At 49.8% G+C, this 12,903-nt stretch carries 12 protein-coding genes and 2 pseudogenes; 2 read left to right on the forward strand and 12 right to left on the reverse strand.

Annotated elements, in window-relative coordinates:
• From AC27IT_RS02930 to AC27IT_RS02945, 4 genes and pseudogenes are all read right to left on the reverse strand, one after another.
• Positions 1 to 698 (reverse strand): annotated as a pseudogene (locus AC27IT_RS02930) (methyl-accepting chemotaxis protein); the annotation flags it as partial.
• A gap of 199 nt (positions 699 to 897) precedes the next feature.
• Complete coding sequence (locus AC27IT_RS02935; RefSeq protein ID WP_340673271.1) at positions 898 to 2,910, reverse strand: chemotaxis protein CheW; 2,013 nt, start codon at positions 2,908 to 2,910, stop codon at positions 898 to 900.
• A gap of 10 nt (positions 2,911 to 2,920) precedes the next feature.
• Positions 2,921 to 3,346 (reverse strand): chemotaxis protein CheW, encoded by a 426-nt coding sequence (locus AC27IT_RS02940; protein ID WP_025847129.1) that lies wholly within the window; start codon positions 3,344 to 3,346, stop codon positions 2,921 to 2,923.
• Positions 3,347 to 3,439: 93 nt separating this feature from the next.
• Positions 3,440 to 4,024 (reverse strand): HD-GYP domain-containing protein, encoded by a 585-nt coding sequence (locus AC27IT_RS02945; RefSeq protein ID WP_081414796.1) that lies wholly within the window; start codon positions 4,022 to 4,024, stop codon positions 3,440 to 3,442.
• A 123-nt stretch (positions 4,025 to 4,147) separates the two neighbouring features.
• On the opposite strand from AC27IT_RS02945, the gene AC27IT_RS02950 reads away from it, so the two are divergent.
• On the forward strand, positions 4,148 to 5,071 hold the full coding sequence (locus tag AC27IT_RS02950) for a tyrosine-type recombinase/integrase (RefSeq protein ID WP_025847124.1): 924 nt from the start codon (positions 4,148 to 4,150) through the stop codon (positions 5,069 to 5,071).
• A gap of 536 nt (positions 5,072 to 5,607) precedes the next feature.
• On the opposite strand, the gene AC27IT_RS02955 is transcribed toward AC27IT_RS02950, so the two are convergent.
• The 7 genes from AC27IT_RS02955 to AC27IT_RS02985 form a co-directional block, all read right to left on the reverse strand.
• Positions 5,608 to 6,021 carry a DUF4183 domain-containing protein gene (locus AC27IT_RS02955; RefSeq protein WP_309479573.1) on the reverse strand — a complete coding sequence of 138 codons (414 nt, stop codon included), beginning with the start codon at positions 6,019 to 6,021 and terminating at the stop codon, positions 5,608 to 5,610.
• 230 nt (positions 6,022 to 6,251) lie between these two features.
• Complete coding sequence (locus tag AC27IT_RS02960) at positions 6,252 to 6,536, reverse strand: DUF4183 domain-containing protein (RefSeq protein ID WP_005832515.1); 285 nt, start codon at positions 6,534 to 6,536, stop codon at positions 6,252 to 6,254.
• 391 nt (positions 6,537 to 6,927) lie between these two features.
• Positions 6,928 to 7,347, reverse strand: coding sequence for an immunity 22 family protein (locus AC27IT_RS02965; protein ID WP_005832514.1), 420 nt, complete (start codon positions 7,345 to 7,347; stop codon positions 6,928 to 6,930).
• Positions 7,344 to 7,760 (reverse strand): hypothetical protein, encoded by a 417-nt coding sequence (locus AC27IT_RS02970; RefSeq protein WP_235694727.1) that lies wholly within the window; start codon positions 7,758 to 7,760, stop codon positions 7,344 to 7,346. The genes AC27IT_RS02965 and AC27IT_RS02970 overlap by 4 nt, the downstream gene beginning before the upstream one ends.
• Positions 7,709 to 8,338 carry an SMI1/KNR4 family protein gene (locus AC27IT_RS02975; protein ID WP_487091579.1) on the reverse strand — a complete coding sequence of 210 codons (630 nt, stop codon included), beginning with the start codon at positions 8,336 to 8,338 and terminating at the stop codon, positions 7,709 to 7,711. Before AC27IT_RS02975 ends, AC27IT_RS02970 begins: the two co-directional genes overlap by 52 nt.
• Before the next feature lie 278 nt (positions 8,339 to 8,616).
• A complete protein-coding gene (locus AC27IT_RS02980) occupies positions 8,617 to 9,183 on the reverse strand; it encodes a GNAT family N-acetyltransferase (RefSeq protein WP_005832512.1) in 567 nt (188 codons plus the stop codon).
• A gap of 205 nt (positions 9,184 to 9,388) precedes the next feature.
• Positions 9,389 to 10,453 carry an HD-GYP domain-containing protein gene (locus AC27IT_RS02985; RefSeq protein WP_005832511.1) on the reverse strand — a complete coding sequence of 355 codons (1,065 nt, stop codon included), beginning with the start codon at positions 10,451 to 10,453 and terminating at the stop codon, positions 9,389 to 9,391.
• 259 nt (positions 10,454 to 10,712) lie between these two features.
• On the opposite strand from AC27IT_RS02985, the pseudogene AC27IT_RS02990 reads away from it, so the two are divergent.
• Positions 10,713 to 10,934 (forward strand): annotated as a pseudogene (locus tag AC27IT_RS02990) (Mov34/MPN/PAD-1 family protein); the annotation flags it as partial.
• A gap of 91 nt (positions 10,935 to 11,025) precedes the next feature.
• Here AC27IT_RS02990 and AC27IT_RS02995 read toward each other — a convergent pair.
• The gene (locus AC27IT_RS02995) at positions 11,026 to 12,855 is read right to left on the reverse strand and encodes a peptidoglycan D,D-transpeptidase FtsI family protein (RefSeq protein WP_221843233.1); all 1,830 of its coding nucleotides are present in this window, start codon (positions 12,853 to 12,855) and stop codon (positions 11,026 to 11,028) included.
• Between the last annotated feature and the right edge of the window lie 48 nt (positions 12,856 to 12,903).

Genomic DNA, 12,903 nt, shown 5'->3' on the forward strand with positions numbered 1-12,903 from the left:
TCAATGGAAGCGGAAATCTGCTCCACGGAACTTGCCGTGCTTTCAGCATTTCCGGCTACTTGCTGAATGGAAGCGACCATTTCCTGGATGGCATTCGAGGTTTCTTCCGCCGAGGCGGTCAGGCTTGCCGCATTATCGGCTACGCCTTTGATCGACTGTCCCATTTCTTCAATAGAAGCGGAAATCTGCTCCACGGAACTTGCCGTACTTTGGCTATTTCCAGCTACTTGCTGAATGGAAGCGACCATCTCCTGGATGGCATTCGAAGTTTCTTCCGCCGAAACGGTCAAGTTCGCAGCATTATCGGCTACGCCTTGAATCGACTGTCCCATTTCTTCAATGGAAGCGGAAATCTGCTCCACGGAACTTGCCGTGCTTTCAGCGTTTCCGGCTACTTGCTGAATGGAAGAAACCATCTCCTGGATGGATTCCGCGATTTCATTCGCGGAAGCAGCCAGACGATCTGAATTATTGCTTACCCCTCGAATGGATTTCGATATCTCTTCAACTAGATCGGATGTGGATTCAATAGATGACGACTGCTGGCTGGTCCCATGAGAAATCTGTTCCGTAATTACGAAAAGATCCTTCAGATTTTGCTCTAATCTTTTTGAATCTGTTATAGCCGCTTCAATGGTTTCAGAAACTCCTGCAACTTTCATAAATTTGTGAGTTAGTTTTTTGGTCAAAGTACTCATTGAATGTTTTCCTCCCCATTTTCAACTTCGTTGATGATGAAATTCATGTCCAACTTGTTTAACAAGTGATCCAGACGAAGCAATATAATGAGACGATTGTCCGAATTCCTCCGTTTCTATTCGAAAGGTAACCACCTGCTTGATTTTTTGGGCAGATGTCACCGATTAACCCCTCCCTTATTGTGAAAAATAGATATGGTTAGACCACATCATCTGTGACTTCGGACTCGATAGACTTAAGGTTATTTGCCAATTTGAATACTCCGGTTACGTCCAAGATCAGCGCTACGCTTCCATCACCTAGAATTGTGGCCCCCGAAACGCCTTCGACCTGTCCGATATAGGAACCTATGGATTTTACTACAATTTCTTGGCTGCCGATCAATTCATCGACAACCAAACCGAGTCTTTTTTCCGCCAGTCCAACAACCACGATAAATACATTTTTGGCATTTGTTTTACCGGAAGGCATTCTAAAATAATCGTGAAGCCTTATGAGAGGAAAAACTTTATCTCTGATTTTTACAACAGATTGTCCCTTGATGGAGCGTATTTCTTTTTTAGACATGCGGACGATTTCGATCACGCAACTCATGGGCAGGGCATAAATTGTATTATTTAACTTGATCAGAAGCCCCCGAACAATAGCTAAAGTTAAAGGCAATTTAATCGTAAACTTCGTCCCCTCACCCAAACGGGTTTCTACATCGATTAATCCGTTTAATTTCTCGATATGATTTCGGACAATATCCATTCCGACTCCGCGTCCCGATATATCGCTGACGGACTGGGCTGTGGTAAAACCGGGAAGAAAAATAAGATTAATCAGTTCCTGTTGTGACATCATTTCGGCATTTTGAGCAGGAATCAGTTGTTTGCAAATGGCGGATTCTTTTACTTTCTGCGCGTTTATGCCTGCCCCGTCATCCTCTACCGTCAGTACCACCTGATTTTCTTGATGGGATGCCTTAATCGTTATTGTGCCCTTGGGGGATTTTCCCAGATTTTTTCTAACTTCCGGTTCTTCTATGCCGTGGTCCATGGAATTTCGGATCAGGTGAATCAATGGATCTCCAATTTCCTCTATGACAGTCCGATCCAGTTCTGTTTCTTTCCCCTCAAGCAGCAGATTGACTTCCTTGTTTAACGTTCGGGACAAATCCCGTACCATTCTTGGGAAACGGCTGAACAACTGCTCAATGGGAAGCATTCGTGTTTTCATTACGGATTCTTGAAGTTCCCCGATAATTCGGTTGAAATGATTGGATATTTGCTCCAGATCATCAATTGTTTCGTCCGTTGAATAACGGTCGCGCAACAAATTTCCGACTTGGGCGATTCTTGTCTGGTCAATGACCAATTCGCCAACCAAATTCATAATGTTCTCCAAGAGATCGACATCAACGCGAACCGTTTGCCCTATTTTCTTTCCTTCCTTTTCGCTCTTGATGGGGTTTTTGTTTTTTTGCTGCACGTCCTTTTTGGCTTCTGTCAATGACACAGTAAGATCATCCAAGCTGTCATTTGAAACAGGCGTCACTTTGACATCCTCAACATCAAGAAGCTCGCCCAATTTATGTTGAATGGTTTCAGGATCCAAACTAGTCGTGATGATACAGGCGATTTCATTAAAGGTTGCTTCTTCGGTTATGCTATCCAAGTCTGGTTCCGTCGAAATAACGGACGCATAATTTTTTAAATGGTTTAATACAATGTAGGCACGAGCAATTTTCATCTCGCACTGATCGGATAAACGGACTTTACATATCCACTTCGTTAATTCCTGTCTTTCATCTGCAGACAGCTTACCTTCTGATCCAAAATTTTCTTCCAACCTGTTTTCCAACTGCCGCAATTGATGCACGATGGAATCGACATTCGTTATCGTTGCACCTTCCTGTTCAATCTCTTTTTTTAACCCGTTTAAATGATCCAAACATTGAAATAAGATATCTACAACCTGTTGCGTCACCGGCAAATATTGATTTCGGATCTTGTCCAAAATATTTTCCATTTCATGGGTTAATTGTTTCATTTCCTCGAAACCCATCGCAGCCGATGAACCTTTTAAAGTGTGAGCGACCCGAAAAATGCTTTGTATGATTTGCGGGGACTCGCCTTGCAGTTCCAAATTCAGAATTTCCCGTTCCAGCAATTGAAGTTGTTCTTCCACTTCAGATAGGAAGACTCCCATCAGTTCCGAACGATTCATATGGCCCCCCTTATCCTACAAGAACATATTCTAGATTTAAGATGCCGATAAATCCTTCTTCCGACTGACCAATCCCTTGAAAATAACTGCCGTCAACTCCAGAAACAATTTCGGTAGAGGGCTGTATATCGGAAAATTTGATTACCTGATTAACTCCATCTACAACGATGCCGATCATTTCTTCGTTATGATTTACCACTACGATTCTCGCTTTATGAATGACGGACGTCTCTCCCAATTGAAATCTTTTACGCAAACTGATGATTGGCACAATTTTACCCCGAATGTTCGTAACACCTTCCAAAAAAGCCTTACTGTTAGGTACTGCTGTTATTTTTTGCTTTTTTATAATTTCATAGACTTCGGAAATCTTCAGAGCATATTTTTCTGTGCCAAGCTCAATCACTATATACTGGTCTTGCTGTGAAACTTCCATTGTTTCACCCCCTAGGTATATTCACTCAACCAAGGAATGCGGATTCGGATAGAAGATACGGCAGATCATGCCAAGAAAAGATACTGTCTGTTTTTAACATTCATGAGTATGGTACAGCTCAATAAAGTGCGATTCACACATTTGTAGAAATACAGTCAAATAATACGGATCAAATTGCGTGTTTCGACTTTTCCACAACTCTGTTTTGGCATCCGCGAACGAAATGCTTTTACGGTAAGGGCGATCCGAAACCATGCAGTCGAACGCATCCAATATGGAACAAATTCTGGCGTAGAATGGGATGTCACTGCCAATCAAACCGAATGGGTAACCCGTTCCATCCAGACGTTCATGATGGTAGAGAACCGAACTGGTAACATCCTGGTTGGTGATGCCCTCCTTCTGTAAAAATTCGTTTCCCCATATCGGATGTTGCTTAATTAATTCCCATTCATTTTGGGACAGTGCGGAGGATTTTCTTAAAATGGATTTTGGAACAAAAATTTTACCGATATCGTGCAAGGAGCATCCCAGTACAAGTTTTTGCGATTGCTCTTGATTTAAATTTAATTCTGCGGCCATTCGTCTTGCCATATTACTAACGCGAATACTGTGATGATAAGTAGTCGAATCGTGCAACCATAATTTGTGCAGCCAACTTGCGATACGTTGATTCAATAGGATGTCCCTCCATTAAAGATAATGTTGACAGGACCCATATTGTTTTGTAACTTATTGCCTTAAGTGCCATACACACAATTTCGCACAACTGAACTTGTACGACATCAGGAGGGACAAAAAATGAAACATGGTATCGTGGGGCCAATTGAGAAAGAGCAAGATGAGTTGACGGACGAAGAAATTGTCAGTATGTTTTTGGCAACATATCAACACTCAAAAAACACGTTGCGAAATTATAAGTACGCGATTGAACGATTTCAAAAATTCATCGGTAAAAAAAGGCTTAATGAAGTTACTTGGAGGGATGTCGAACTTTATAAACTGAGTCTGCTCAAGAGGGATGAAAACAATAATCGCCAATATGCCACAGCGACAATCTCCGTATTACTGGCTCCGCTTCGTTCTCTTTATAAGTGGGGGAATAGTGTCAATATTAATTGTTTTACCCACGATCCGGCAGCATGCATCAAAAAACCGAAAGTTTCAAATAACAGCAGGCGGCATTTTTTAACGAAACATGAGGTTGTAATGATATTACAGCAATTGAACACCATGGGGCTTCGGAATTATGTCATCGGCTTGACTTTGGTTTTGCTTGGTCTGAGAGTTTCCGAATTGGTTTCTATGGAATGGGACGATTTTCATTCGGATCCCATGGGAACTTCCATTTGGTTGACCGTGCTTAATGGAAAAGGTCGGAAAGAACGGGAGGTGAAAGTACCCGAGATGCTCTGGAACCTGCTTTGTTCATACCGTATGGAAGATAGAAGAAGTGGCAAAGTTTTTCCGATTACCTCCCGTCAGGTTGAACGAATCATCGAGATCGCCCGTAAAAAAGCGAATTTTTCCAAGAAGGTAACCCCCCACTGGTTGCGGCACACCAATGCAACCTTGGCTTTGTTGAACGGGGCGTCCCTTCAACAGGTGCAACAGACTCTGGGGCATTCCCACATCAATACGACACAACGTTATATACATACAGTGGAGCAAATCAAAAAAGCAGCTCCTGATTTTGTCGAAGATTGCCTGAAGGAAGTACTCTAGTGTGCAAGTTGAACAACATACTCTCTAAAAAGAAAATGATTGAAAATAATTGTTTTTTCATGGTATATTTGGATCGATATTTGCAGAATTTTGTCTTAATATGTCGTACAAGTTCAGTTGTGCGACATTAATAATAATAATCATATTATCATTATCCCAATTAGCGGTAAATTCATACATAATTCGCCAAGATATCATTATCCGTAAGATAATCTCCATTCTCTTGAGACTGGCTTTGAGCCGCACACATCAATACCTACCCCTTTCGCTTACCTGTTTATATAATAAAGTATCTGTTTCTAGAGTAGAGAACTGAAACGAGTTCTGGCGACCTGAAGGTCGCCAGAACTCGTTTCAGTTCCCCCTCATCAAACCGTACGTGAGGTGGATCGGCTACACTGAATTCCTTCAGCACAAGGGAAAGCGCAGCGTTGATTTATGTGGGCGAATACCCGTAAGTGCAAGTACCAGCGGAAAAACGGGCTCTGCCTCCTGGCGGGCTTGCCTTTGGCTTTTCGTTCCTTTACATCCCAGTTTCAGGAAGTTGCAATTTGGATAAACTGCAAAATAATCGGGACGCCTTGGGAGGGTACCTCGCTCAGAACCAGCAGCCCGTTTTGCACGACATAGCTGTTGGGCGGTTGCAAAATCCCGTTGATGAACAAATTGACGATCGAAACCGACTGCTGTCCGAGAATCCCTGAGGTGCTGAGCTGTGGCGCGGCATCCGCGTCGGTGTACACATTTTTTTGTCCATCGGAAAACGTCGTGTATTGATAAATCGTGGTGGTCAGCAGTCCTGGCGTGCACGGACACGGCGGGCAAGGGGGGCAGGTAGGGCACGGCTGTCCCGGAAAAATGTCTGGACATCCCAAAGGCATGAGCTGATAACGCACATTTAGGGAGTACGTCCGATTGGCGGCGCTGCACTGGATGTTTCTTTGCTGCAAAACTTTTCCCTCCTCTCTATACGAATGATGCGTGCGTTTTTGCGGCTGCCGGTTCACCTCCAAAGCTTTCCATGCGTAACTCGGCTAAGCTGTTTTTTGTCCAACGAGAACGGGCAAAAAAGGAGCGTGCGCCACTTCTCCCACCCATGTCAGACAGTCTGGCGACGGAACGAGAGTACCCCAGGCATGTACAATCGCCTGGGGCTTCCCGTTTGAGTGGATCTCTTGTTTTAGTTGACGACGAATTCAACCAAGACAGGTGTCCCCGCATTCTCAGCGTCGCCATCCGGGATCGTGATAGTGGTTGTGCTGATGGTGGACGTGTTTCCTGGCTGCAGGACGCCGTTGATGTAGAGATTGTAGAAGGCAAAGGTGCTTGGGAATGCAGTAGCCGCAGTACCCGCATCTGTACTGAACTCGGTTGCTGCAATCGCAAAAGTGGCTCCTGTACCTGTTCCGGCTCCCATCGTCGAGGTGAAGCGCAGAGACGTCATAAACGGTTTGATGATTGGCATGCACACCAACTCCTCATGTAAAGTACGTAAGGAAAAAACCTTACAATACATATCAAATGAACGAATCTGCGTTCCCGAAACGGACAAACATCATCTGGGAGGACGTATTTTTTATCGGTTTCGAACCTGCACACCGTGTATTTATCTGCGTTGCCAGAACAACGCAGCCAGACGGAATGAGCCCTATTCGAAACAAAAGATAATCTAGGCTCCTTCTTGCTAGAAAAGTGCCCCCTCTTGCCTTGCTGCCCTTTCGGCACCTCTCTTCAATAGAAGAAAGGCAATAGCGCGTCTGTTCCCAAACGTTAGCCTTCTGCTTCCCCTTTATGACTCAACCTCTCCCCAGCTTGAAAAATAGAAAAAGCGCCCGCACTCAGCCGGACGCCCCTGCTCATTCCTCATATTCGATTGTCGCCAACAGCTCCACAAGCCCATCGCCTACGTGCTGCTCACCCGTCAGCGCAAACAAAGCTTCATTCACAGTCCCGTAGTTGGTCACTTGCCCGTAGAGCAAAATAACTGTCGGAAAACGGGCAATCTCCCCGGACAGGTTCGGCGGAATTTTTTCGGCAAAACTCTCCCCGGCGGATACGCACTCGCGCTGCAAATAAGCCAAAAACGCTGCCCGCTCCTCTACCTGCGCCACCGCGTGCACCTCGAAAAAATCTTCGTCAACCCAATCCAGCCCTGCGGCGGCCATAAATCCGGACGGGATCACGTCCCCGTCCTCCGTGTACTCAGGCTGCAGGAAAGACTGCAGCTCTTCGTCCGTCTGCAAGGTCGTTCCCCAAATCGCAACGACATGCTTCATTCCCCGTTCCCCTCCTGCCCGACATGATCTGCCTCCACTCCCGGCCTCTTCGTCCAACTCCGCAAGAACGAGCGGCAGCCCTTCTGCTTCCGGCAGGGCAGGCACGCTGCGGTCAAATAAGCCCGCTGGCTGCCAGACACGAGCTTTTCTCCTTCCTGCGGCTGCCACAGCGAACGAACCCAGCCCGCAGCATTGGCTCCCTGCGTTTCCGCCAAAAGCTCGCACCATGGCTCCCTTCCGGAAAAGGTCTTTTCCTGCGCGATTTTCGTCACCCATGCTTGCAAAATGCTGTCCGGCGCATACTGGCGAAACGCCACCCGGACGCGTTCGTCCCCTGCTCCGTGCATCGCGGCGTATTCGATCAGCCAGGAAAAGTCAGTAGCCGCTTCTTCCAGCGAACGCTCTGCAGCCACCGCTTCCAGCTTTCTGCGTTGTGCCCGTGCACATCCAGGCCATCCGCTCCGGCAAACGGCTCGTAGTTCCAGCTCTCTGCCCCGATACACCCAAGCGCTGTCACCCGGTCGACAAATGCCGTGAAGCTTTGCCCGAGCAAAAGAAACTCGCCTGTCTCATGCCCCCAGGCATACACGGGCGGATCGTCTGCGCCAGCTCGCAAATCCAGCAGCAGCATGTCGCCATTGCCTCCTGTGTGGAAGCAAAGATACCGCTGCTCGTCGCTCGGGTCTTCCTCGTCGCCAAAATAAGGCCACTCGAAGCCGTCCAGGCTCCAGCCGAGATCCCCGCTGAGGGAAAAAGGCTCGCCCGTTCTCGCTGGCAACGACCAGCCAACCTGGACGCGACTCGTCCCCGCAAGCAAAATCCGGCGAATGGCCGCAGGCAACCTGATCCCCAGCCGCGCTTCCGCCTCTGCGACTTGCTCTGGCGCAGCAGGCGGCCCGATGATGAGCGGCCAAATACGCGCCCCTTGTCTTTCCATGTCCGTCATAAGCGTTTTCCACGCGTGAACCCACTTTTCCATCTGCTCGCGCATTCAGGCAGCTCCTTTTTTGTCCATGCTTGGCTTGACCTGCTTTTTCTTATTGTTACGAATGTAGCCGTCGATTTTCAACCTTCCAAAGAAACAATTTCAACCAAATTTTCCACGCTAACATGCTCAAAACTTGGCTGGCCGCATGCTGACCGTACCTGTCGTCCCCAACCGCCACTTACCAATCACTCCAGCCGCTCCATCTCCCCATGCCACCGCACACCCGCATGCAAAAAAACGTTTCCTTCGAATCGGAAACGTTTTTTCTACACCGGCACGATCTATACCGGCACTAATACGCTTTTAACCATATGGCGGAATTGATGTCCGCTCACCCTTATCGTCCCGTCCTGGCGATAGCCCAATGCTTCGTAGAGCTGGCGCGCACGCGGATTTTCCTCGTCCACCAAAAGGGCGATGCGGTCATGGCGGCGCTGGATTGCCTCCTGCTCGAACGCTGCCAGCAGCTTTTTGCCGATCCCTCTGCCCCTCTTGTCCGAGCGCACCGCTATCGAATCGAGGTAAAACTCATCGTCGCGCGCTTCCTTGACCAGCGCGGGAGCTACGCCCGTCCGCTTTTGGACAAACTCGACAAACGGCCGATCGAGCGCTTCGGTCTGGCTGCCATGATAAAACAGCGCCAGTCCCATTGGCTCGTCTCCTTCCATGGCAATGACGGCATTTTCGTAGCTGAGCCGATTTTGTTGCTGCGCGAAAAACTGCGCCATCAGCGAAATGGCCTCGTCAGCCTCCGTCGCTCCCGTCAAGGTGTACGCGATATCTCCAATGGCTTCATAAATCAGCGGTGCCGCAAATGCTGCATCTCTCGGTTCCGCTTTACGTATCATGGTACTCTCTCCTTGCGTGTACTGTACGTGTCCATGCGCCGTCCCCTAAACAGACGGCTGCGAAAGGCGACCCGTTTTTTTGCTGGCCAAAGCCAACATCAGTCTCATTGTGGCACACTTTGCGCCCAAGGTCGAGCTACCCGCACAACTGTCACAAATTGGCAACAAAGAAACCGCTCTCACATAGAGAGCGGTCTGTCTACGCCTACCCGATCATTTTTTCAATCGTCAGCTTGCGCTCGTAACGCAAATCGAGAAACTCGCCGCTGCGCCGCACCAATGGCCGCATCGGCTCGTCCTGGTGAATCAGAATTACTTCGACCTCTTCACCGCTGCTCAGGCGCGCCCTCGCCCCGACGTACAGCAAAGCGATGTAGCGCACAAAAACCGAGACCACCTCAATGTTCAACAGCCCGTTGCAAGCTTCCTTCCACAGAAGCTGCGCCGCCTCGAACGGAGAAGTTCTGCCTTTGTAGACCCGGTCGGAGCAAATCGCGTCGAACATGTCGGCGATCGCCAAAACCTGGCACTCCAGCGGTATTTCGTCGCCTTTTCGCTGTTCAGGATACCCGGAGCCATCCAGCCGCTCGTGGTGAAGCAGCGCGCAGAGCGCCAGCTTCTCTGAGCCGCCTTCCATCTTGCGAATCATGTCGTAGCCGTAAGTCGTATGCTTTTTCATGATCGCAAATTCTTCCTCTGTCAGCTTGTCCGGCTTGAGCAGCACTTCCTTGGGAATGCGCATTTTTCCCACGTCATGCAAAAATCCTGCGTTCCCCATAAACGTCACCTGCTGCTCGTCCCACTTCAACAGCCGGGCGATCAGCGAACACAGAATGCCTACGTTCAACGAATGCCGATATGTATAACTGTCCGCCCCTTCCAACACGTACAGGGAACGAAACAGTCCCAGATGCTTCGTCGATTTTTCCAGCACATTCGCAAAAATTTGCGAAAACTGCTCCAGACTGCCCACCTTGTCCTGCTGCAGTTGATCGAAAAGCAGCCGCGTCTGGTCCAAGGCTTGTACGTAAGCGGCGACAGTCTCCGCGTCAGCCTCCAACTGGAATAATTGTGTAGAAACCTGCTCCCCCGTTCCTTCCGTCCAGGTTTGCACGACCGCAACCTCTCGCACTCGCTGTTTCAGAAGAATATGTACATGTGCAGCCGTAATCGTCGTATTCTTTCCCAGCAGCAAAACTCCGCTGTTGGAGTAAAGATCCTCTGCTAATACTTGCCCAATCAGTTTGTGATCGACGGGTGCCGTAGGCATACAATCAACCTTTCCAGTCATGTATTTTCCTAAATTATAGAAAGGAAGGGGAAGAGTTACAATCTTTTTTCGACAATTGTCATGATTTCGCGAGCGGGACGTTCTGCTTGCGCCGCACATACGATATAGAGCGAATGCTAGCGGTGATTTCAAGGAGGGAACGCGTTTCATGACGACACTGTACATCACGCCAAAGGCATGGAAGCAGATCGAACAGACTGTACGAAAAAAACCCTCGCTGGAAACAGGAGGGATCATGATGGGATATCCGCTCGGGGATGAAAAGTGGGTCGTGACGTTTGCCAGCGACCCGGGGCCAAATGCGATTCACCAGCCGCACTCGATCTTTTTCGATGATGACTACTTGAAAAGGCTCGTCCGCAAGCTGAGCCGAAACCGCCAGTGGCAGTACATCGGCGATTGGCATAGCCACACGATCAAGCGGCTGTCCCCGAGCAAAGGGGACAAACGAACCATCTGGGCAAAAGCTTCGCAATCCGTGTACATGTCTTCCTCCCCGCTGATGCTGATTGTCGGGCTTGGCAAGCGCAATCAGCTTCAGGCGCGCGGGTTCATTCTCGGGAATACCCTGCGCGAAGTTGGGAAGATCGAGCTGTATAATCGGCAAGCTCATCGACAGCCCGGCGAAAAAGCTCCATCGCCTGGTTCTTCCCCCAGCTTGGCTGGTTCTCTGCTACGACACAAATCGCATAGCGCGGCTCCTCCAAAGGAGCGTAGCCGACAAACCAAAGGTGATTTTTGGAATCGCTTGTACTCCCTGTCTGGGCGGTCCCGCTCTTCCCGGCAACCTGCCAGGAAGAATCCAGCAGTATTTGGCCGGTCCCATCTGTAACGACCTTGCGCATCATTTTGCGCAGCTTGCTCGCTGTCACATAGTCGATTCCGGCGGCAGAGAGCTTCTGCTCCGGAAACTGGTGGAACGGCTGTCCGTTTCGATAAGCAATTTCCTTGACCAGACGTACCTGCGCGGGTTGGCCGCCGCGCAGGATCGTCACCATCATGTTCGCCGCCTGCAGCGGAGTAATCCGCACATCGCGCTGGCCGATTGCGCTCTGGATCAAGACGCCCTCGTCGCTGTAGGAGACATCCTTCGCAAACACACGGCCGCTTTCTTCGCCATCGAGCTGCTTGAATCCATCCAGCTTGAACAGATGCGCAGTTGCATGCCCCACCTGAGCGGTCAAGCCCAGTCTCCGGGCGTACTCCTCCAGCTTTTCTGAGCCGACTCTTTTCGCAATTTCCGCAAAAGCGATGTTGCACGACTCGGCGTAAGCCTCCTCCATCGTGACGCTGCCGTGCCCTTCCTTTTTCCAGCAGGAAAAATGGTACTTGCCGTACTCGCCCGTACACGTAAACCGCTCCGTAGGGGAAATCACGCCTTCCGCCAAGGCGGCAGCGGCTACCACCGTCTTGAAGACAGAGCCTGGCGGCAACTGCTTGAACGCCCTGTTTTTCCACTCGCCGGCTTGGCCGCCTACATTCGTCTGGTCGTAGCTTGGCCGGCTGACAGCGGCGAGAATATCGGCGTTTTGCGCATCCAGGACGACGACGCTGCCTTCCCGCAGGCCGACCTGATCTGCCGCCGCCTCCATTCGCCGCTGAATGTCCACATCGAGCGTGGTCGACAGCGAAAGCGGGTAATATTGATTGCTAGGCTTCGTATAGCGAATGTCCAGTCCGCGCAGCGGCTTGCCCTGGCCGTCGACGTAGTAGGACAAGACCGACGGCTCCACTCCTTGCAAAAAGCGGTCAAAGCTTCTTTCCAGCCCGGATGCGCCAACGGTAGATTCCGCATTCATTTTGCCGCTCGCCCATTCGTCCGGGTAGAGCGTCTCGACCATGCCAGGATTTTTGTGAATGAAGCCGATCAGATGCTTGGCCACTTCGTCTGTGCGGTAGCGCTCCGTCACCGCCAATGCTACTACACCGGGAATCGCAAGCGCGTTGATTTCGTCTGCCTGCTTTTGGGTAAGCTCGATCAGCTTGCCTGTTTCGCTGCGCAGAAGCAGCGGGACCTTTGCTTTTTCCATCGTCTCGGACAGCCGTTCTTTTGGCTGGCCTGTAATTTCCGCCAGCCTGGCAAGCCCTTCTGTCCCTTCCAGGCTGCCGCGGGCAAGCGGAAACAAAATCAGGGCGAGATGCTCTACGCCTGTAAACGCATAGCCGCCGCGATCCAAAATATCTCCGCGGCCGCTGTGCAGCACAAAGCTTTGCTGCCGCTGCTTCACCGAAGCTTTCACCAAGTCGATTCCGCGCCGGGAAAAGCGATGGGGCGCGCCGAGCTGTATCCACCACAGCCGGGCAATCAGCCCTACCCAGAGTAGCGTCATCGCCATCAACACGAGAAAATGCCGTCGTTTGATCCGTCGATCAAGCTGCATGCCGTTTCCCTCCCCGCCCTTTTTTTCCCAGTATTGCCGGAATCGCCG

Source organism: Brevibacillus sp. YAE8 (assembly GCF_057543335.1).

Excerpts from the sequence above, each read along its gene's own strand:
- AC27IT_RS02935 (WP_340673271.1), bottom strand. The coding sequence starts at position 2,910 with ATGAATCGTTCGGAACTGATGGGAGTCTTCCTATCTGAAGTGGAAGAA.
- AC27IT_RS02940 (WP_025847129.1), bottom strand. The coding sequence starts at position 3,346 with ATGGAAGTTTCACAGCAAGACCAGTATATAGTGATTGAGCTTGGCACA.
- AC27IT_RS02950 (WP_025847124.1), top strand. The coding sequence starts at position 4,148 with ATGAAACATGGTATCGTGGGGCCAATTGAGAAAGAGCAAGATGAGTTG.
- AC27IT_RS02960 (WP_005832515.1), bottom strand. The coding sequence starts at position 6,536 with ATGCCAATCATCAAACCGTTTATGACGTCTCTGCGCTTCACCTCGACG.
- AC27IT_RS02965 (WP_005832514.1), bottom strand. The coding sequence starts at position 7,347 with ATGAAGCATGTCGTTGCGATTTGGGGAACGACCTTGCAGACGGACGAA.
- AC27IT_RS02975 (WP_487091579.1), bottom strand. The coding sequence starts at position 8,338 with ATGCGCGAGCAGATGGAAAAGTGGGTTCACGCGTGGAAAACGCTTATG.
- AC27IT_RS02980 (WP_005832512.1), bottom strand. The coding sequence starts at position 9,183 with ATGATACGTAAAGCGGAACCGAGAGATGCAGCATTTGCGGCACCGCTG.
- AC27IT_RS02985 (WP_005832511.1), bottom strand. The coding sequence starts at position 10,453 with ATGCCTACGGCACCCGTCGATCACAAACTGATTGGGCAAGTATTAGCA.
- AC27IT_RS02995 (WP_221843233.1), bottom strand. The coding sequence starts at position 12,855 with ATGCAGCTTGATCGACGGATCAAACGACGGCATTTTCTCGTGTTGATG.